The organism is Thauera carbonicopians (genome assembly GCF_025699485.1).
Classification (GTDB): Bacteria; Pseudomonadota; Gammaproteobacteria; order Burkholderiales; family Rhodocyclaceae; genus Thauera.
The window spans coordinates 64,720-83,647 of sequence record NZ_JANUXN010000016.1 but is presented as its reverse complement, the minus strand read 5'-3'; the positions used below and the strand labels follow the sequence as shown (position 1 = coordinate 83,647).

The window sequence follows — 18,928 nt, the reverse complement described above, 5'->3', positions numbered from 1 at the left end:
TGCGCTGCCGCCTGGTGTTTGGTATTGCCAGCGGGGGCCGGCGCTAGCCAATAAGCGCAAGTGTGGCGCGAGGACCGCCGGTATGGTGGCATCGGAGCATCCGTGCCGCGCGGGACGGACGGGTGCCATGAACGCCGCCAATACATGACGACCGGAAAGCGCGACCTTTCTAAGGAGGAGACAATGAGCAATATGGAATCGACCCGCACGCTGCGGCAGCCGATACAGTTGTTGCAGGGACACAAGGGGCCGGTCACGGCATCGCGCCACCGCCGCAATGCCGTGGTGTATGCGTTGCTGTGCGTGCTGGCGCTGACACCGGTGGCCACCGGGCAGTCGGCGGCGTGGCAGGCGGCCGGTCTGGGGCTGTTCATGCCCGGTGCAGGTTTCCTGGCGCTGGGCGGCGCCTGGGCCGTGCTGTTCCCGGTGACGGTGTTCGTCTTCTGGCTGTCGATCATCGCCTGGTTTTGGTCGGGCATGGTGGTGGCGCCGCTGACCATCTGGCTGGGCAGCGCCGCGCTGGCCGGCTGGCTGGCGGGCGAGGCGATCTGGCCGCCGGCGGTGTATCTGGCGCCGGCCGCCGCCGCCGCCACCTTCCTGTTCTTCCAGTATCGCGGCGCCAAGCGGCGGGCCAAGGACCGCGAGCACTTCAAGTTCCGCCAGAGCTTCTTCGCCGAGTCGCTGGCGGAGGTGCATCGGCGCGCCGCCAGCGAGCCGGTGCCCGGCGAGCGCGAGCTGACGCCGGATCAGTTGCAGGGCGTGCGCTATCTGCTCGATCTGGCCTTGCAGCCGGTCGGCCAGTACAAGGGCTACACCGTCATCGACCAGTTCCAGCCGGCGGCCCTGCGCTACCAGCTCAACCACCTCGGCTTCGCGCTGGGCATGGTGCAAGGGCATTACACGCCGAATTTCCAGAGCTATCTGGGCCAGGCGCAACGCAACGTGATCGACACTTACCGCGAACGCAAGGTGTGGGGCTACTGGGTGTATGAGTCGATGTGGGGGCACTTCAACTTCGCCGACTTCGACCCCGCCCGCAAGGACAACATCATGCTCACCGGCTGGTACGGCATGCATGTGGGCCAGTACATGCTCAATACCGGCGACACCCGCTACGGCCAGCCCGGCAGTCTTAGCTTCCGCCTCAACGACAAGACCTGCTACAGCCACGACATCCATTCCATCAACCAGTCGGTGCGGGAGAATTTCCAGCGTTCGGACTTCTGCCTGTATCCGTGCGAGCCGAACTGGGTGTACCCGGTCTGCAACATGTATGGCATGGGTTCGCTGGCGGTGTATGACGAGCTGTTCGAGCGCAGCGACACCGCCCAGGTGCTGCCCAAGTGGCTGCATATGCTGGATACCGAGTTCACCGACCAGAAAGGCTCGCTGGTCGGCCTGCGTTCGTACTGGACCGGGCTGGAAATGCCGTTCTATACCGGCGAGGCGGGCTTCGCCTTCTTCGCCAACATCTTCTCGACCGATCTGGCGCGCAAGCTGTGGGCGGTGGGGCGCAAGGAGTTGTCGATGTGCCTGACGCAGGACGCCGACGGCCAGACCCGGCTGACGCTGCCGAAGGAGGCGCTGGCTTTCTTCGACACCATCGACGCCGGCAACTACCGGCCGGGCAAGCTGTTCGCCTATGTGGCGGTGCAGATGTGTGCGCGCGAGTTCGGCGACGACGAACTGGCCGAGGCCGCGCGCCGCTCGATGGACCAGGATTGCGGCCCGGTGGTCGAGAACGGCGTGGCGCGCTACACCAAGGGCTCCACGCTGGCCAATATCTGGGGCGTGGAGGGCCGGCTGATGAGAACCGGCGATTTTCGCAACAGCTTCGTCAAGGGGCCGCCGCAATCGGTGTTCGCCGGCCCGGTGCTGGGCGATGCGCGCTATCCGGAGGTGCTGGTGGCCAAGGCCTTCAGCCGTGGCGAGGATCTGGAACTGGTGCTCTACCCGGGGGCCGGCGACGGACCGCAGACGCTGGGCCTCGAACGCCTCAAGCCCGGCGCCCGCTATGCGGTCGAGGGCGCGGCCAACGGCGACTTCACCGCCGATGCGGCCGGCCGTGCGTCGCTCACGGTCACGCTCAGTGGCCGCACGGCGCTACACATCGTGCCGAGCCATTGAGACGCCGCGTCGTTTCTGGGCGCCGGCTTCGCCCCTGCGCCCATGAGGGCCGGTGAGGCCGGGCGCACGCATGTCGCCTGCCGTACCAGAGTTCGAACCCTTTGCTCCTCGCTGGAGAGGGGGCGAGGTTGGCATGAATCTCCATTCTGCCGACACGATTTTGCGTCTCTGTGGGGGGCTCTCCCTCTCCCGGCTCTCCTCCACAAGGGGGAACTCTGCATGAACGCATCCGGCACCCCGCCGCTGGAGGGGTGCCGGCTTTTTTCGTTGTAACGCCGCCTCGCGGCGTACTGCACGCACATGGGGTAAACGGCTCCGCCGCGCACAGCCAATTGACGCAAGACGCCCCCCGTCGCGCTCCCTATCTTTACTGACACCTCGTCGCGTTGCGGCCGCTTGCCGGCGGTTCGGCCAGATGAGGCGGGCGCGGCGGATCGCGCTGCGAGCAGGTAAGAATAATTCGGAGGAGTCAGATGAACAATGCTTCGGTATCGGGCGCAAGCGTCAAGCGTGCCCTCAACAAGACCGCGCTGGCGGTGGCCTGCGCCATGACGGCCAGCGGCGCGGCGCAGGCTTTCAACATCGACACCGGCAACCCGGATCTTTCGATCCGGCTCGACAACAGCGTGCGCTACAACCTGGGCGTGCGCACCGAAGGGCGTGACGCGAAGATAGCCGACAACCCGAACTTCGACGAATCCGACGCCAGGTTCGACCGTGGCGACATCGTCACCAACCGCCTCGACCTGCTGTCTGAACTCGACATCACTTATAAGCGCAACTTCGGCCTGCGCCTCAGCGGGGCTGCCTGGTACGACCATGCCTATCGCAGCACCTCGGTGAAATCCAGCCCGGCGGTGGCCGCGCAGGGCTTTCACAGCAGCTACGACGGCGACCGCTATTCCAGCCATACCAAGCGCTATCACCGCGGCCCGTCGGGCGAGATTCTCGATGCCTTCATGTTCGCCAACTTCGACGTCGGCGACGTGCCGGTCAACTTCAAAGCCGGGCGGCACACCATCTACTGGGGCGAGTCGCTGCTGACCGCCGCGCACGGCATCGCCTATTCGCAGCAGCCGGTGGACTTCCTCAAGGCGCTCAACAACCCCGGTTCGGAAGTGAAGGAGTTGTACAAGCCGCTCGGGCAGATCTCCGCGCAGATCGGCCTCACCGATACGCTGTGGGTGGCCGGGCAGTATTACCTGGAGTGGGATCCGTTCCCCTTTCCCGAGGGCGGCACCTACCTGGGCCTGATGGACGGGCTGCTTGAAGGGCCGACCCGCCTGCCCCTGGCGCCCGGCTTCGCCGTACCGCACAGCAAGGACCTGAAGCCCAAGGACCGCGGCAACTGGGGAGTGATGGCGCGCTGGAGCCCGGCCTGGCTCGAAGGCACGCTCGGCTTCTACTACCGCAAGTACGACGAAAAGATTCCCTGGCTGACGCTGGGCGGCAACCCGGCCGACCCGGCCAGCCAGCACTACCGCTGGAGCTACGCCCAGGACGTGGAGCTGTACGGCATCAGCCTGAGCAAGGAAATCGGCGGCGTCAGCGTCGGCGCGGAAGTGTCCTACCGCAAGAACGGCGCCTTCAACAGCGCGGCCGGCTTCTCCAACGAGGGCGCTCGCGGCAATTCGCAGCACGTGGTGGTCAACGCGATGGGCCTGATCGGCAAGACGCCGCTGTTCGATACCGCCGTATATCTGGCCGAATTCACCTATGCGCGCTGGGACAAGGTCACCAGGAACCCCGAGCTCTTCAACGCCATGGGTTTTGCCCCGTGTGCGGGCAAAAGCAAGACCGACGGCTGCATCACCAAGGACTACTACGGCATCGGTGTGAATTTCACCCCGACCTGGTTCCAGGTGCTGCCGTCGCTCGACCTGAAGATGCCGATGACCTACTCGGTGGGCCTCAAGGGCAACGCCGCCAACCGCGCCGGCGGCTACCAGGGGCAGGGTGACTGGAGCATCGGCCTGAGCGCCGACTGGAAGCAGAAATACAACTTCACGCTCAAGTACGTCGATTACCTGATCAAGGTGAAGAACGACGGCACGGTGAATGGCGAACAGCCGATCAGCGACCGCGGCTGGCTGGTGTTCACCTTCAAGACCTCGTTCTGACGCGGGCGCAACCGGACAAAGGAGGAGACAGGCATGACATTCCCGAAAACTCTCATCGCTCTCGGCGTGGCGGCAGCGCTGGCCGGGCCGGTAAAGGCCGAAGTGACGCCGGAAGAAGCGGCACAGATCGGCACCACGCTGACCTGGATCGGCGCCGAACAGGCCGGCAACGCCGACGGCAGCATCCCGCCCTACACCGGCGGGCTGACTACGCCGCCGGCCGGCTACGACCCCAAGCAGCCCGGACTGCGGCCGGACCCGTTCGCCGATGAAAAGCCCTTGTTCTCCGTCGATGCCGGCAACATGGCGCAATACGAGGACAAGCTCACCGAGGGTACCAAGGCGCTGATGAAGAAGTTTCCCAGCTTCCGCATCGACGTCTATCCCACCCACCGCACCGCCGCGGTACCGCAATACGTGCGCGACAACACCGCCAAAAACGCGCTCGAATGCAAGACCACGCACGGCGGCGAGGGCGTGGACGGGTGTTTCGGCGGTATCCCGTTCCCGATTCCCAAGGACGGCTATCAGGCCATGTGGAACCACCTGCTGCGCTTCGGCGGTTTCTCGTACTACGTCACGCAGCGCAGCTACTACGTGGATAGCGCCGGCAGCAAGGTCATGACCGGGCAGAACGAGATCTACCAGGAGTACCCGTACTACGATCCCAACAAGACCAGCGCCGACAAGTACTGGATGCTGGCCTATACAGCCACCGCGCCGGCCCGCCTGGTGGGCGAGCAGACGCTGATGATCGACCCGCTCAACTGGGCCAAGGACAACCGCCGCGCGTGGCAGTACCTGCCGGGCCAGCGGCGCGTCAAGCTGGCGCCGGAAATCGCCTACGATACGCCGAACTCGCAGTCCGCCGGGGCCAACACCTACGACGACACCGCGGTGTTCTCCGGCAAGATGGACCGCTTCGACTTCAAGCTGGTCGGCAAGAAGGAAGTCTTCATCCCGTACAACCTGTACAAGTTCAGCGATCCCAAGCAGTGCCCGGACGAGGTGCTGGTGACGCCCAACCACCTCAACCCCGACTGCGTGCGCTGGGAACTGCACCGCGTGTGGGTGATCGAGGCCACCCTCAAGCCCGGCAAGCGCCACGTGTATTCCAAGCGCGTTTTCTATTGGGACGAGGACAGCTATTCGGCCGGCGCGTCCGATCAGTACGACGCCAGCGGCAAGCTGTACCGCATCGGCTTCGCCTACATGACGCCGCGCTACGAGGTGCCGGCGCCCACCGCCGACGTCTATGGCCACTACGACCTCGCCAACGGCATCTATGTGATCAACAGCATCGGTGCGGAAACCGGCGGCTACTACGACGTGCCACCGAATCCGTCGCGCTGGTGGACGCCGGAAGCAATGGCCGGACGCGGGGTGCGCTGAGCGGCCGGACCGTGCCCGCGGCGCGCCGATGGCGGCTGCGGGCACGGGTTTTGCCCTCGTGCCCGCGGTCCGACACTGCAGGAGCGGCTCCCGCCGTGGGCAGGCGGCAACAGGTCATTATTCGCGGCTAAAGCCGCTCCTACGGCATCACGCTCGAACGCTTGTAGACCGGGCTCCGGCCCCACTTCACTACCACCGCCACTGACGTGCGCGGCGGCAAGGAACACCTATGCAACGCCTCATCTTTTGGCCGCGGAGCTGCGCCGGTGCGCTGCTGGCCGTACTACTGGCTGCGCTGTGTGCGGCACCGGCAAGTGCCGAACGCGGCGCCCCCGGCAGTGCCGCAACGCCACCGGCCGTCGCACTCCCTGGAGTCCCTGCGCCATCTGCCTTCCGCGATCCGCTCGACACGCCGGCGCAGCCCAGCGCGCTGGCTGCCAGCAGTCGGCTGATCGCCGTGGCGGCGGCCGGCGCCGGCGCCGTCGCGGTGGGGCCGCGCGGGCACATTCTGTATGCAGAGGCGAGTGTCCAGCAGTGGACACAGGCGCAGGTGCCGGTCGGCTCCGATCTGGTGGCGGTGCATTTTCCCACCGCGCAACTGGGCTGGGCGGTGGGACACGACGGCGTGGTGTTGCACAGCCGCGATGGCGGCCACCACTGGCACAAGCAACTCGATGGCCGCCAGGCGGCGCAGCGCATGCTGGAATTCTATGAAGCCGAAGTGGCAGCACGCGGCGGCACGGCGACGGCGGTGGCCTCAGAGGCGGAGGCTGCGTCCGAATCGGAGTCGGAGGCTGGCGCTGCGCTCGAACGCGCCTTGTCCGAGGCGCGGCACTTTGCCGAGGACGGCCCGGTGCACCCGTTTCTCGACGTGTGGTTCGAGAACGAACGGCAGGGCTTCATCGTCGGCGCCTTCGGCTTGATTTTCCGCACCGAGGATGGCGGTGAAAGCTGGACGCCGTGGTTCCATCGCGTCGACAACCCGATGGGCCTGCACCTGTACGGCGTGCGCGGAGGCGGGCCGGGGCAGTCGGTATATGCGGTTGGCGAACGCGGCCTGATCCTGCGGCTGGACCACGACGTGGGGCGCTTCGTGGCGGTGCCCGGCGACTACGAAGGCACGTATTTCGGTGTTCTGCCGGGGGCGGCGGCGACGCTGGTGTTCGGCATGCGCGGCAACGCCTACCGCAGCACCGACGACGGGCGCAGTTGGCACAAGGTGGACACTGGCACCCGCGCCGGCATCCCCGCTGGCGCGGCGCTGGCGGCGGGGCGGGTGGCGCTGGTCAGCCAGGGCGGCGAACTGCTGCTCAGTACCGACCACGGCGCCTCGTTCGTGCGCAAGGCGGGCGAACGCGCGCGGCCGGGGGCGCTGGCAGGCATCGCGGCGCTGGGCGAGAACGGCATCGCCGTGGTCGGCGAACACGGCGTCGGCGCCGAAATACTGCAATGAGCGGGCACCGACCCGGCCCGGCATCCACTCCCCGCGAGTGACCGGAAAGCACAGGAAGCAAGGCTATGGCTATGGGCAACAACCGCATCGACGATATGCCGGTGATCCGCGATCTGCGGCAGTTCGATCCGCATTCCGGCAACCGCTTCGAACGGCTCATCTTCAACCACCGTTTCTGGGTGGTGCTGCTGTGTACCGTGGTGACCGGGCTGCTGCTGGTGCAGGGTACCCGGGTGGTGATCAACGCCAGCTTCGAGAAGATGCTGCCGCAGAACCACCCCTATATCCAGAATTACCTGGAACATGAAAAAGAGCTGCGTGGCCTGGGTAATACCTTGCGCGTGGTGGTGGAGAACCCGCACGGCGACATCTTCGATCCCGGCTACCTGCAGGCCCTGGCGGAGATCAACGACGCGCTGTTCCTGATGCCGGGCGTGGACCGCAGCTGGATGAAATCGCTGTGGACCCCGGTGGTGCGCTGGACCGAGGTCACCGAAGAAGGTTTCGAGGGTGGCCCGGTGATTCCCGACACCTACGACGGCTCGCCGGAATCGATGGCGCAGGTGCGGCTCAACATCGCACGCGCCGGCATCGTCGGCAGCCTGGTCGGCAACGACTACCGCTCCAGCATGATCGTGGTGCCGCTGCTGTCGCGCATCGAGGAAACCAATCAGCCGCTCAACTACGGTGCGTTATCGCGCATGCTGGAAGACAAGGTGCGCCTGCAGTACGAGGTGGCGCAGCAGGTCGAGGAGCGGGTGCGGCCGCTGCAGTCGGGCACGGTCAGGATTCACATCATCGGCTTCGCCAAGCTGGTCGGCGACCTCATCGACGGGCTGGTGAAGGTGATGATGTTCTTTGCCGTGGCGGCGGCGGTCGCCGCGCTCATCATTTACCTGTATACCCGCTGCGTGCGCAGCACCGTGCTGGTGGTGCTGTGCTCGCTGATCGCGGTGGTCTGGGAGGTGGGGCTGGTCAACATGCTCGGTTTCGAGATCGATCCGTTCTCGATCCTGGTGCCGTTCCTAGTGTTTGCCATCGGCGTGTCGCACGGTGCGCAGAAGATGAACGGCATCATGCAGGACATTGCGCGCGGTACCCACAAGCTGGTGGCGGCGCGCTACACCTTCCGACGCCTGTTCGTTGCCGGGCTGACCGCACTGCTGGCGGACGCAGTGGGGTTCGCGGTGCTGATGCTGATCGACATTCCCGTAATCCAGGATCTGGCGGTCACCGCCAGCATCGGCGTCGGTGTGCTGATCTTCACCAACCTGATCCTGTTGCCGGTGCTGCTGTCCTACGTCGGCGTCAGCCAGTCGGCGGCACAGCGCGCGCTGGCCGACGAGGCCGCCGAGCGGCGCGGGCGCGGTCTGGGCGCGGTGTGGCTGTGGCTGGACCGCTTCACCGAACGGCGCTGGGCGGTGTCGGCGCTGTTGGGCGCCGCCTTGCTGGCGGTGAGCGGTTTCATGGTGGCGCTGGAACTGCAGATCGGCGATCTCGATGCCGGTGCGCCGGAACTGCGGCCGGATTCCCGCTACAACTTGGACAACGCCTATGTGACCGCCAAGTACGGGCTCTCCAGCGATGTGTTCGCGGTGATGGTGAAAACCCCCAAGGACGGCTGCGAGCGCTTCACCACGCAGGTGGAGGCCGACCGGCTGGCGTGGACGCTGCGCCAGGTGCCGGGCGTGCAGACCACCGTGTCGCTGGTCGATTCGCTGCGCCATCACGTGGCCGGCACCTTCGAGGGCAGCCCGAAATGGAATGCGCTGGTGCGCAACGAGAAAATCACCAACGTATCAATCCACAGCATTCTCGGCTCGGGCACCGATCTGGTGAATTCCGAATGCTCGATCCTGCCGGTGATCGCCTATTTGTCCGACCACAAGGCCGACACCCTGGCGCGGGTGGTGGCGGCGGCGGAAGCCTTCGCCGCCGAGCACACCACGCCGGAGCGGCAGTTCCTGTTGGCGGCGGGCAGCGCCGGCATCGAGGCGGCCACCAACATCGTGGTGCGCGAAGCCAACCGCGAGATGTTGTTCTATGTGTATTGCGCCGTCACGCTGCTGTGCTTGGTGGCCTTCCGCAGTTGGCGGGCCACCGTGGTGGCAGTAGTGCCGCTGGTACTGACGTCGATTCTGGCCGAGGCGCTGATGGTGGTGCTGGGCATCGGCGTCAAGGTGGCGACGCTGCCGGTGATCGCGCTAGGCGTGGGCATCGGCGTGGATTACGCGCTGTATCTGCTGAGCGTGCAACTGGCCAACCAGCGCGCGGGGCAGTCGCTGGCTCAGGCCTACCGCGGCGCGGTGGCCTTCACCGGCAAGGTGGTGGCGCTGGTGGGCATCACGCTGGCGGCGGGCGTGGTGACCTGGGCCTGGTCGCCGATCAAGTTCCAGGCCGACATGGGTATCCTGCTGACCTTCATGTTCCTGTGGAACATGCTGGGCGCGCTGATCCTGATTCCGGCGCTGTCGCACTTTCTGCTCGGCCAGCCGGCCTTGGCGGGGGCGCCGCTGACGCCGACGGCGCCTCCGCCGTCGGCCGCTGCCGGCAGCCCGACGCGGAGCGCCGCACCACAGGGCGGGGGCCGTCCGCAGGCAGGGGCGGCCAAGCCATCGGTGGTGGCGATGAAGTAGTTCGCTCGACTCACCGGCATCGGCATCGCAAGGCACCGAATCCATACAGCAAGAACAGGAAAGGAGACTCCCATGGAAATTCAAGCCGCCATCGTCAAGGAAACCCACGGCCGCTTCTCGATCGAATCGCTCGAGCTGTCGGCGCCGCAGGCTGACGAGGTGCTGGTGCGCATCGTCGCCAGCGGCATGTGCCATACCGACCTCGCAGTGCGCGACCAGCACATTCCGCTGCCGTTGCCGATGGTGCTGGGGCACGAAGGGGCCGGCGTGGTGGTCGAGGTGGGCGCCAATGTGCGCAAGGTGGCGCCGGGCGACCACGTGGTGCTCACCTTTGCCTCGTGCGGGCAGTGCCCACGCTGCCTGCAAGGCAAGCCGGCCTACTGCGACGCCTTTCTGTCCTACAACGTCGGCACCTGCCGGCCTGACGGTAGCTGCACCCACCATCAACATGGCCAGCCGGTGGCGGCCAGCTTCTTCTACCAATCGTCGTTCGCCACGCATGCGATTGCGCACCACCGCAACGTGGTCAAGGTGCCGTCCGACTTGCCGCTGGAAACGCTGGCGCCGCTGGGCTGCGGCATCCAGACCGGTGCCGGCACGGTGCTCAACTGCCTGAAGCCGGCGGCCGGCAGCAGCATCGCAGTGTTCGGCATCGGCGCGGTCGGCCTGTCGGCGGTGATGGCGGCCAAGGTGGCCGGCTGCGCCACCATCGTCGCGGTAGACGTGCATGCCGAGCGGCTGACGCTGGCGCGCGAGCTGGGGGCGACGCATGCGGTGAACGGCCGCGACGGCGACGCGGTGGCGGCCATCCAGGCGCTGCAGCCGGGCGGCGTGGATTTTTCGGTGGAGGCGACCGGCATCCCGGCGGTGATGACGCAGGCGGTGGAGGCGCTGTCGGGCCTGGGCACGGCGGTGCTGCTGGGGGTGGCGCCGGCCGGCGCGCAGGTGTCGTTCAACGCCGCCACCTTGCTGGGCGGGCGCACCATCCGCTCGTCGATCGAGGGCGACAGCGTGCCGGACGTGTTCATTCCGCAACTGATCGAGCTGTACCGGCGCGGGCTGTTTCCGTTCGACCGCATGGCGCGCCACTACGCGCTGGCGGACATCGATCAGGCGGTCGCCGACTCGGAAAGCGGCGCCACGATCAAGCCGATCCTGCGCATGCCGGCCTGAGCGCTTCGGCCTGCTGCCGCGCCACCCGTTCTTCTCCTCCGTTCTTTCGAGGTTTCCTACCGAGGTTAGCCATGTCCGACATCTCTTGCCACGACGTACCGCTGGCCGACATCCAGCGTGTGTTCGCGCTGCAGAAACAACATCGATGGGTGCTCAAGGCCACCTCCGCCGAGGAGCGCAAACACAAGCTCGAACGGCTCAAGAGCGTGCTGCTGGCGCATGCCGGCGAGGTGGCCGAGGCCTTGCGCCAGGATTTGCGCAAACCGCTGGAAACGCCGCTGCCGCAGGAGCTGGCCGGCGTGATCGCCGACATCGACGACGCGCTGGCCCACCTGCACGAATGGATGGCGCCGGTGGCGGTGCCGTCGTCGCCGGCGCTGGCCGGCACGCAGGCCACCATCCACTATGAGCCGCGCGGCGTGTGCCTGTTGTTCGGGCCGTGGAATTTTCCCTTCCTGCTGGTGTTCGAGCCGCTGGTGCCGATGATCGCCGCCGGCAACTGCGTCATCGTCAAGCCCAACGAACTGGCCCCGGCCACCAGCCGGCTGGCGGCGAAGCTGATTCGCGAGGTGTTCGACGAGCGCGAAGTGGCGGTGTTCGAAGGCGGCGTGCCGCTGGCCGGTGCGTTGCTCGACCTGCCGGTCGACCACATCTTCTTCACCGGCAGCCCGAAGGTGGCGCGCACCGTGATGGCGGCGGCGGCGCGCCACCTGGCCTCGGTGACGCTGGAGCTGGGCGGCAAGTGCCCGGCGATCATCGACGCCACGGTGGATCTGAAGAAGGTGGCGGCCCTCGTCGGCGAGGGCCGCATGATGAATGCCGGGCAGATCTGCCTGTGCGCCGACCATGTGTGGATTCCGGAAGCCCTGCGCGACGCCTTCGTCGCGCACCTGACGGCGTTCCTGCGCGAGCGCTACTACCCTGGCGGCACGCTGGACAAGACGCGGTTCGGCCGCATCGTCGATACGCGCAACTTCGCCCGCGTCGGCGCGTACATCGACGACGCGCTGGCGCGCGGCGCGCGGCTAGCCTGCGGCGGCGAGCGCGAGGCCGACGACCTGACCGTGCATCCCACGGTGCTGGTGGACGTGCCAGCCGACGCCGACGTCATGCAGGAAGAAATCTTCGGCCCGGTGCTGCCGGTGATGACCTACCGCGACCCCGCCGAGATCGTCGACTTCGTGCGGCGCGGCGGCAAGCCGCTGGCGATGTACGTGTTCAGCGACGACGCGGCTTTCGTCCACACCCTGCGTCACCACACCTCGTCCGGCGGCGTCACCGTGAATGGCTGGGCCCTGCACTGGTTCGAGCCCAATCTGCCGTTCGGCGGCGTCAATGAAAGCGGCATCGGCCGTTATCACGGCGTGCATGGCTTCCGCGAGCTGTCGCACGAGCGGGCGGTGCTCGAGGTGCCCGGTGCCGCCGTCGCCCGGACGGGTTGAAGGGCCGCCTGTCGTTCTGTACCAACGCTGCCGTAGCAGCGGCGTCAGCCGCGAATAGTGACCCGCTGCAGCCTGTTCGCGGCTGGTGCCGCTTCTACTGTGATGTGCTGGTAGGGGGAAGGCCGGCTCAGCCTGCCACCACGAAGACCAACAGCCGCTTTCACGGGCGCTCGCTGTACTGGCGACCCCACCTTTTTCAAACGGATTTTTCATCCGATCACCGAGCGAGATTGCATAACGATGAGCACTCAAGACAAGATCGTCCGCATCGGCGGCGCGTCCGGCTTCTGGGGCGACAGCGCCGTGGGCGCGCCACAATTGGTGTACCAGGCCGAGATCGACTATCTGGTGTTCGACTACCTGGCCGAAACCACCATGGCCATTCTGGCTGCTGCGCGCAACAAGCACGCTGAACTGGGCTACGCCACCGACTTCGTCGAGGTGGCGATGCGCAGTGTGCTGGGCGAGGTGGCGCGGCGCGGCATCAAGGTGGTGTCCAACGCCGGCGGCATCAACCCGCGCGGCTGCGCCGCCGCGCTGGCGCGGCTGGCCGACGAACTTGGCGTGCGGGTGAGGATCGCGGTGGTCGAGGGCGACGACGTCGGCGCGCAGTTGCCGGCCTTGCGCGCCGCCGACCAGCGCGACATGTTCACCGGCGCCGCGCTGCCTGAGCGCATTCTCAGCGCCAACGCCTACCTCGGCGCCTTGCCGGTGGCGCAGGCGCTGGCGGCGGGGGCGGACATCGTCATCACCGGCCGCTGCGTCGACAGCGCCACCACGCTGGGCCCGCTGATGCACGCCTTCGGCTGGCAGGCCACCGATTACGACTTGCTGGCCGCCGGCAGCTTGGCCGGGCACATCATCGAATGCGGCTGCCAGGCCACCGGCGGGCTGCATACCGACTGGGAAAAGGTCGAACGCTGGGCCGACAGCGGCTATCCGGTGCTGGAATGCCGGCGCGACGGCAGCTTCGCCGTCACCAAACCGGCGGGTACCGGCGGCCTGATCGCGGCAGCGGCGGTGGGGGAGCAACTGCTGTACGAGATCGGCGATCCCGGCACCTATCTGCTGCCCGACGTGGTGTGCGACTTCCGCGATGTGCGCATCGAGCAGGACGGGCCCGAGCGCGTGGTGGTCAGCGGTGCGCGCGGGTGCGCGCCGACCGGCAGCTACAAGGTGTCGGCCACCTACCAGGACGGTTTCCGCTGCGCCGGCACCATGGTCATCATCGGCGTCGATGCGGTGGCCAAGGCGCGGCGTACCGGCGAGGCGATTCTTGAGCGCACGCGCACGATGTTCCGCCAGCGCGGCTGGCAGGATTACAGCGCGGCGCTGGTGGAGGTGATCGGCGCGGAAACTATGTACGGTCCGCATGCGCGCACCGCGCAGGCGCGCGAGGTGATGATGCGGGTGGCGGTCAACCACCCGCAGCGGGATGCGCTCGAACTGTTCGCCCGCGAAATCGTGCCGGCCGGCACCTCGTGGGCGCCCGGCACCACCGGCCCGGCCGGCGGGCGCCCGGGTGTGTCGCCGCTGATCCGGCAGTTTTCCTTCACGCTGCCGAAGCGCGCGGTGGCGGTGCAAGTGGTGCTGGACGGCGTGGACACGGCGGTGGCCATCCCGCTGGACGGCGCCGGCCCTGTGGCATCGGAGAATATTCAGGCGGCTACAACGGTGGCGACGACGGTGCATGCAGCGGCGCGCGGGGCGGGTATCGGAGAGGGAATCGGGGAGAATGAGGGCGCAGGCACCGAGACCGCGGTTTCGATGCCGCTACTGAAGCTGGCTTACGCCCGCAGTGGCGACAAGGGCAATATCTCCAACATCGGTGTGATTGCGCGCCACCCCGATTACCTGCCGCTGCTGCGGGCGCAGCTCACCCCCCAGGCGGTGGCGGCTTACTTCGCCCATCTGGTGCGCGGCGAGGTGCGGCGCTACGAGGTGCCGGGCATCCATGCCTTCAATTTCATGCTGTTCGACGCGCTCGACGGCGGTGGGCCGGGTTCACTGCGCATGGATCCGCTGGGCAAGGGCATGGGCCAGATGCTGCTGGACCTGCCACTGGCGGTGCCGCTGCCGCTGGCGCGGGCGCACGCGCTGATATGAGTGTGGGGAGACCGGCAGCCCGACGGGGCCGCCGGTCTGCTTGTCGTTGGCCGGTTTTACGCGGCCACGAACAGATCGAGCTCGGGCGCGATGCCCGGGATGGTGGCGTATGCATCGAAGTCGGTGACGCCGTGTTCGCGCAGCACTGCCTCGTCGAGGTGGAAGCGGCCGCTGGCGCCGGGGGCGCGGCTGGGTTGGGTGAGGATGCAGTGGGCGGCGTCGGCCATGATTTCCGGGACGCGGCCGACGGCCTCGGCCGGGGCCGCCAGGCGCAACGCCGAGGTGGTGATCAGTGTGCGCGGCCACAAGGCGTTGGCGGCGATGCCGTCGGCGCGCAGTTCCTCGGCGAAACCCAGCGTCAGCAAACTCATGGCGTACTTGGAGGTGGCATAGGCCGGGTAGGGCGCGAACCATTCGGGGCGGATGTCCGGCGGCGGTGACAAGGTGAGGATGTGCGCATTGGTGGAGCGCCGCAGATGCGGCAGGCAGGCCTGCACGCAGGCGAAGGTGCCGCGAACGTTGATGTCCATCATCAGGTCATAGCGCTTCAGCGGAGTGTCGGCGGTGCTGGTGAGGCTGATCGCGCTGGCGTTGTTGACGAGGATGTCGATGGCGCCGAAGTGCGCCGCCGCGTGGGTCACGGCGGCGTGGATGGCCGCCTCGTCGCGCACGTCGACCACCACCGGCAGGGCGTGGCCGCCGGCGGCTTCGACCTCGGCGGCGGCGCTGTGGATGGTGCCCGGCAGGTGCGGATCGGGCTCGGCGGTCTTGGCGGCGATCACCACGTTGGCGCCGTCGCGGGCAGCGCGCAGGGCGATGGCTTTGCCGATGCCACGGCTGGCACCGGTGATGAACAAGGTCTTGCCCGACAACTGGGTCATGCTGGGTCTCCCGTGTGAGCCGGCGGGGCCGGCGGATACGGGAGAGCGTAGTGCGCTCGGTGGGGGCGGGCTTGCGCGGAGTGGCTGGCCGGGCTGCGGGATCGCCCAAAAGACGAGAGTGGATGCGTTTTCGAGAAGGTTCACAAGATGGCTGTATGAGCTACTGGACGTGAACGACTTTTTTAGAGGGTTTCAGGTGCATGTCATTCGAGTGCGATGATCCTGCTCAGATGAATGGGCGGGCGGCGCCGGGCTGGACGATCACCGACAGGCGACGCGAGCCGGCGAAGATGTCCTTGGGGCGCAGGCCGTACACGCTGCGGATCGAATGGCTGAAGTGGGTCGAATCCGGGTAGCCGAGTTCGAGCGCCACGTCGGTGAGGTTGCGCGCCTGCGCCACATACGGCAGCAGTGCCCGCGCCCGCTTCCAGGCACGGTAGCGGCGGTAGCTGACCCCCACTTCGTCGGCGAACAGGTGCAGGAAGCGTGAAAACGACAGGCCGGCCTGGCTGGCGCCGCTATCGGCATGGTGCAGTTCGTACGGTTCGGCGCGGATGCGTTCGGCGACCTGGGCGATGCGGTGATCGAGCGGGCGGGTGACGAGGCGTACGCCGAAGAACAATTCGTCGAAATCGCGGGTGGACAGATGCGTCTGCCCGCACAGGCTCGAAAACACCTCGCCCAGCCGGTCGGCCATGTCGCAGTGCTCCAGCGGTCGGATGCCGGGGGCGAGCGAGGCCGGCAGGTCGGCCGGGTCGATGTATTCCGATTCGATCATCACCACGCCGATGAGGCGGTCATCGGTCGCCACCCAGTGCGGCAGGTAAGGGGGAACGACGGCGAAGCGGGTGGCGTGCCAGGGGCCATCTTCGATTCGGATGCGAAAAGGGCCCGCCAGGGAGAGGTACAGGGTCAACGACCCGAGGTTGCGTTGCTTGGGCGCACCCAACAGGCCGGCATAGGCGATGCGGTCGCGATTGATGAACATGACTCTGTCGGGGTGCTGCCCGGAGGCCCGAGGGGTGGGTGCCGGACTTCGGTACTGTCCGCAGCTGTGATCCATGGTGTGTCTCCTCCATACGGGTGGCCGTCTGATGAGTATCGCCGCAAGGCGATCCGCGATAGGGTTTCGCCGGTCCTAAGTTATCTTGGTACGCTGTCGCAAACAAAGCAAGTGATTGATTTTAAGTATTTTTATTATCTTTACATATCCTGGGGGAAGCCGGACGAGGCCGGACTCCCTGAGGCTGTCCGGCAGACCATAGCCGGCGGCGTCGGCGCCGTCTTGTGTTAACTGGTCTTGGGTTTTGCGCGGCGGGGGGCTTGCTGCGCAGGGGCTTTGTCCCCGGGGGGACAGCAACTCGACGCAAGACGGGATGACGGGCTGGAGCTTAACCTGCAAGGCAGGTGCTCGCTATGTCCGGTGTCGCAGCGCCTTTGCCGCCCTTTCTCACGGATGTCCGTCATGTTGCAAGCACTCGTTTACCCCTTTGCCGAATCGCCCGCCGCGGGGCAGCGGCAGGTGGTGGCGCCGGGCATCGAATGGCTGCGCCTGCCGCTGCCGTTCGATTTCGACCATGTGAATGTCTATCTGCTGCGCGACGGTGCGCACTGGCTGCTGCTCGATACCGGGCTGAATGCTGCCAGCACGCGCGACATCTGGTCGCGCGTGCTGGCCAGCTTGCCGGGCGGTGGCGCAGTGTCGCGCGTGGTGGTGACCCATGCCCACCCCGATCACGTAGGCCTGGCCGGCTGGCTGCATGAGAGGCTTGGCGCCCGCCTGTCGATGAGCGAAGTGGAATGGCGCACGCTCTCCCGCCGCGATACGGGGCATGCTGCGCGTGTCGCGGCTTACTGGCGGCGCGCCGGGGCGCCGGCGGCGATGGTCGAATGGGCCTGCGCGCGGCCGGCCGCCACCCATGCGCCGCTACCGCCCCGCGCCGCCTTCGCGTTTCTGCACGATGGCGATACGCTGCGCATCGGCGACGATGCATGGCAGGTGCTGTTCGGGCGTGGGCACTCACCCGCACACGTGTGCCTGTACTGCGTAGAACGCGCCATCCTGATTGCCGGCGACCAACTGCTCCCTGGCATCTCGCCGGTCGTCGGCATCTGGGAAGGCGATCTGGCAGGGCCGGGTGAGGCGGGCGTCGATGGCGCGGGCGTTGTGGGCTATGGCGGCTGCCCCGTGGCCGCGCCGGATGCCGACCCGCTGCGCGGCTGGCTGGCCACCCTCGACCGCCTCGAAGCCCTGCCGGCAGACGTGCTGGTGCTGCCCGCGCACGAAACCCCCTTCGTTGGCGTGCGCGCCCGCGTCCAGGCGCTGCGCGAACGCCACCAGCGCAAGTTCGCGCGCCTGCTCGATCTCTGCCGCGAACCGCAGACCACCTTCGCCCTGGCTCGGGCGCTGTATCCCCGTCACCTGAGCGAACTGCAAACCCTGTTTGCCTGCGCCGAAACCCTGGCGCATACCTGCTTTCTGCACGCCGAAGGGCGGCTGCAGCACGCCCGCGATGGTGCGGGCGTGGATGTCTGGCGGGCCGTGCCATGAGAGCTGCAGATGTGCCGGACGCGCCGGTGAATGATGACGACGCCATCGGCGTACCACAGCGGCTGCGGGGCGCGCCCAACTTTCGTAGCTTGTGCGGCTATCGCGCGGCGGACGGGCGCACCGTGCGCCGCGGCGTGCTGTTCCGGTCCAATGCCTTGTCCGACCTGAGCGCGGCCGATCTCGAGTGGCTGCGCACGCTGGACATCCGCCTGGTGTGCGACCTGCGCAGCATGCGGGAACGCGCGGCGCGCCCCAATCGCTGGCCCTCCGGGCCAGCGCCGGCGTTGCTGACCGCCGGCGATACCGGCGGCCCGACGGCGGTCAAGGCTGCGGCGTGGCGGGTCCGGCTGCGAGAACCGGATTTCGATGCCGCCGCCGCCCGGCGCTGGATGCGCGACGCCTACCTGGCCATGCCGACGCAGTACGCCGGCCTGCTAGCGGCCTTGTTCGCACGGCTGGCCGACGGCCGGGCACCGAACGTGCTGGTGCACTGCGCCGCTGGCAAGGACCGCACCGGATTCGTTTGCGCCATGCTGCTGCTGGCGCTGGATGTGCCATGGGAGACGGTGCTCGCCGACTACCTGTTGAGTGGCCGGCGCCAGCCTGCCGAGGCGTTGGCACGCAAGCTGTGGTGTGCCGATCAGGGTGTGCCGCCGCTCGACGCGCGTGCTCGCGCAGTGCTGCGGGCGATTGCCGGCGTCGAGGCCGAGTATCTGACAGCGGCCTGCGAGTGCGCCGCAAGGCACTTCGGTTCGGTTGCCCGTTATCTGGAGGTGGCCTGCGGGCTGGATGTCGCCCGCTGCGACTGCCTGCGTACGCGGTTGCTAACCAACTGACAGCGAGCAGCCCGAGAGGCCTGTGTCGAATACAGCAAAGGGGATGTGTGTTTTGTCGGGTAGGCGCATCTTCGATCAAAAAAATTCCGCATAGGGTCAAAAATACAAAAAAACCTGGCGCACCATGAGTTTTCTGAGGTGACCCATTATTGGCTACCCTCGCGCGCTCTTGCGCAGAGCCTTGGTCACCGGCAGCGGGCTTCAACTGGGT

The 18,928-nt window shown here is 67.2% G+C and carries 12 protein-coding genes; 10 read left to right on the top strand and 2 right to left on the bottom strand.

Translation table 11 applies throughout. From position 1 onward, the window contains the following. The first annotated feature begins 192 nt into the window (after positions 1-192). The 8 genes from lis to NX068_RS16900 all read left to right on the top strand — a co-directional run bounded on the left by lis (position 193) and on the right by NX068_RS16900 (position 14,449). On the top strand, positions 193-2,127 hold the full coding sequence (gene lis, locus NX068_RS16935; protein ID WP_442806760.1) for a linalool isomerase: 1,935 nt from the start codon (positions 193-195) through the stop codon (positions 2,125-2,127). Between the two features lie 473 nt (positions 2,128-2,600). Beyond that, positions 2,601-4,247: a DUF1302 domain-containing protein gene (locus NX068_RS16930; protein WP_263462436.1), complete on the top strand. Its 1,647-nt coding sequence runs from the start codon at positions 2,601-2,603 to the stop codon at positions 4,245-4,247. Between the two features lie 33 nt (positions 4,248-4,280). Further along, on the top strand, positions 4,281-5,639 hold the full coding sequence (locus NX068_RS16925) for a DUF1329 domain-containing protein (RefSeq protein WP_263462435.1): 1,359 nt from the start codon (positions 4,281-4,283) through the stop codon (positions 5,637-5,639). A gap of 229 nt (positions 5,640-5,868) precedes the next feature. Next, on the top strand, positions 5,869-7,092 hold the full coding sequence (locus NX068_RS16920; RefSeq protein ID WP_263462434.1) for a WD40/YVTN/BNR-like repeat-containing protein: 1,224 nt from the start codon (positions 5,869-5,871) through the stop codon (positions 7,090-7,092). Between the two features lie 65 nt (positions 7,093-7,157). Further along, entirely contained in the window at positions 7,158-9,728 is a 2,571-nt protein-coding gene (locus NX068_RS16915; RefSeq protein ID WP_263462433.1) for an efflux RND transporter permease subunit, read from the top strand. A gap of 72 nt (positions 9,729-9,800) precedes the next feature. Continuing rightward, on the top strand, positions 9,801-10,901 hold the full coding sequence (locus NX068_RS16910; RefSeq protein WP_263462432.1) for an NAD(P)-dependent alcohol dehydrogenase: 1,101 nt from the start codon (positions 9,801-9,803) through the stop codon (positions 10,899-10,901). Between the two features lie 71 nt (positions 10,902-10,972). Then, on the top strand, positions 10,973-12,343 hold the full coding sequence (locus NX068_RS16905; protein ID WP_263462431.1) for an aldehyde dehydrogenase family protein: 1,371 nt from the start codon (positions 10,973-10,975) through the stop codon (positions 12,341-12,343). A 240-nt stretch (positions 12,344-12,583) separates the two neighbouring features. Then, positions 12,584-14,449, top strand: coding sequence for an acyclic terpene utilization AtuA family protein (locus NX068_RS16900; RefSeq protein WP_263462430.1), 1,866 nt, complete (start codon positions 12,584-12,586; stop codon positions 14,447-14,449). 56 nt (positions 14,450-14,505) lie between these two features. On the opposite strand, the gene NX068_RS16895 is transcribed toward NX068_RS16900, so the two are convergent. Both NX068_RS16895 and NX068_RS16890 read right to left on the bottom strand, forming a co-directional pair. Next, the gene (locus NX068_RS16895) at positions 14,506-15,330 is read right to left on the bottom strand and encodes an SDR family oxidoreductase (protein ID WP_263462429.1); all 825 of its coding nucleotides are present in this window, start codon (positions 15,328-15,330) and stop codon (positions 14,506-14,508) included. A 226-nt stretch (positions 15,331-15,556) separates the two neighbouring features. Continuing rightward, on the bottom strand, positions 15,557-16,318 hold the full coding sequence (locus NX068_RS16890; protein ID WP_263462428.1) for a helix-turn-helix transcriptional regulator: 762 nt from the start codon (positions 16,316-16,318) through the stop codon (positions 15,557-15,559). Between the two features lie 477 nt (positions 16,319-16,795). Between NX068_RS16890 and NX068_RS16885 the strand changes: the two genes are divergently transcribed. Continuing rightward, positions 16,796-17,881, top strand: a complete 1,086-nt coding sequence (locus NX068_RS16885; protein ID WP_263462427.1) for an MBL fold metallo-hydrolase — start codon at positions 16,796-16,798, stop codon at positions 17,879-17,881. Continuing rightward, on the top strand, positions 17,878-18,717 hold the full coding sequence (locus NX068_RS16880; protein ID WP_263462426.1) for a tyrosine-protein phosphatase: 840 nt from the start codon (positions 17,878-17,880) through the stop codon (positions 18,715-18,717). The genes NX068_RS16885 and NX068_RS16880 overlap by 4 nt, the downstream gene beginning before the upstream one ends. Positions 18,718-18,928: the final 211 nt, after the last annotated feature.

Excerpts from the sequence above, each read along its gene's own strand:
- NX068_RS16915 (WP_263462433.1), top strand. The coding sequence starts at position 7,158 with ATGGCTATGGGCAACAACCGCATCGACGATATGCCGGTGATCCGCGAT.
- NX068_RS16930 (WP_263462436.1), top strand. The coding sequence starts at position 2,601 with ATGAACAATGCTTCGGTATCGGGCGCAAGCGTCAAGCGTGCCCTCAAC.
- NX068_RS16885 (WP_263462427.1), top strand. The coding sequence starts at position 16,796 with ATGTTGCAAGCACTCGTTTACCCCTTTGCCGAATCGCCCGCCGCGGGG.
- NX068_RS16890 (WP_263462428.1), bottom strand. The coding sequence starts at position 16,318 with ATGTTCATCAATCGCGACCGCATCGCCTATGCCGGCCTGTTGGGTGCG.
- NX068_RS16920 (WP_263462434.1), top strand. The coding sequence starts at position 5,869 with ATGCAACGCCTCATCTTTTGGCCGCGGAGCTGCGCCGGTGCGCTGCTG.
- NX068_RS16880 (WP_263462426.1), top strand. The coding sequence starts at position 17,878 with ATGAGAGCTGCAGATGTGCCGGACGCGCCGGTGAATGATGACGACGCC.
- lis (WP_442806760.1), top strand. The coding sequence starts at position 193 with ATGGAATCGACCCGCACGCTGCGGCAGCCGATACAGTTGTTGCAGGGA.
- NX068_RS16905 (WP_263462431.1), top strand. The coding sequence starts at position 10,973 with ATGTCCGACATCTCTTGCCACGACGTACCGCTGGCCGACATCCAGCGT.
- NX068_RS16925 (WP_263462435.1), top strand. The coding sequence starts at position 4,281 with ATGACATTCCCGAAAACTCTCATCGCTCTCGGCGTGGCGGCAGCGCTG.
- NX068_RS16910 (WP_263462432.1), top strand. The coding sequence starts at position 9,801 with ATGGAAATTCAAGCCGCCATCGTCAAGGAAACCCACGGCCGCTTCTCG.
- NX068_RS16895 (WP_263462429.1), bottom strand. The coding sequence starts at position 15,330 with ATGACCCAGTTGTCGGGCAAGACCTTGTTCATCACCGGTGCCAGCCGT.
- NX068_RS16900 (WP_263462430.1), top strand. The coding sequence starts at position 12,584 with ATGAGCACTCAAGACAAGATCGTCCGCATCGGCGGCGCGTCCGGCTTC.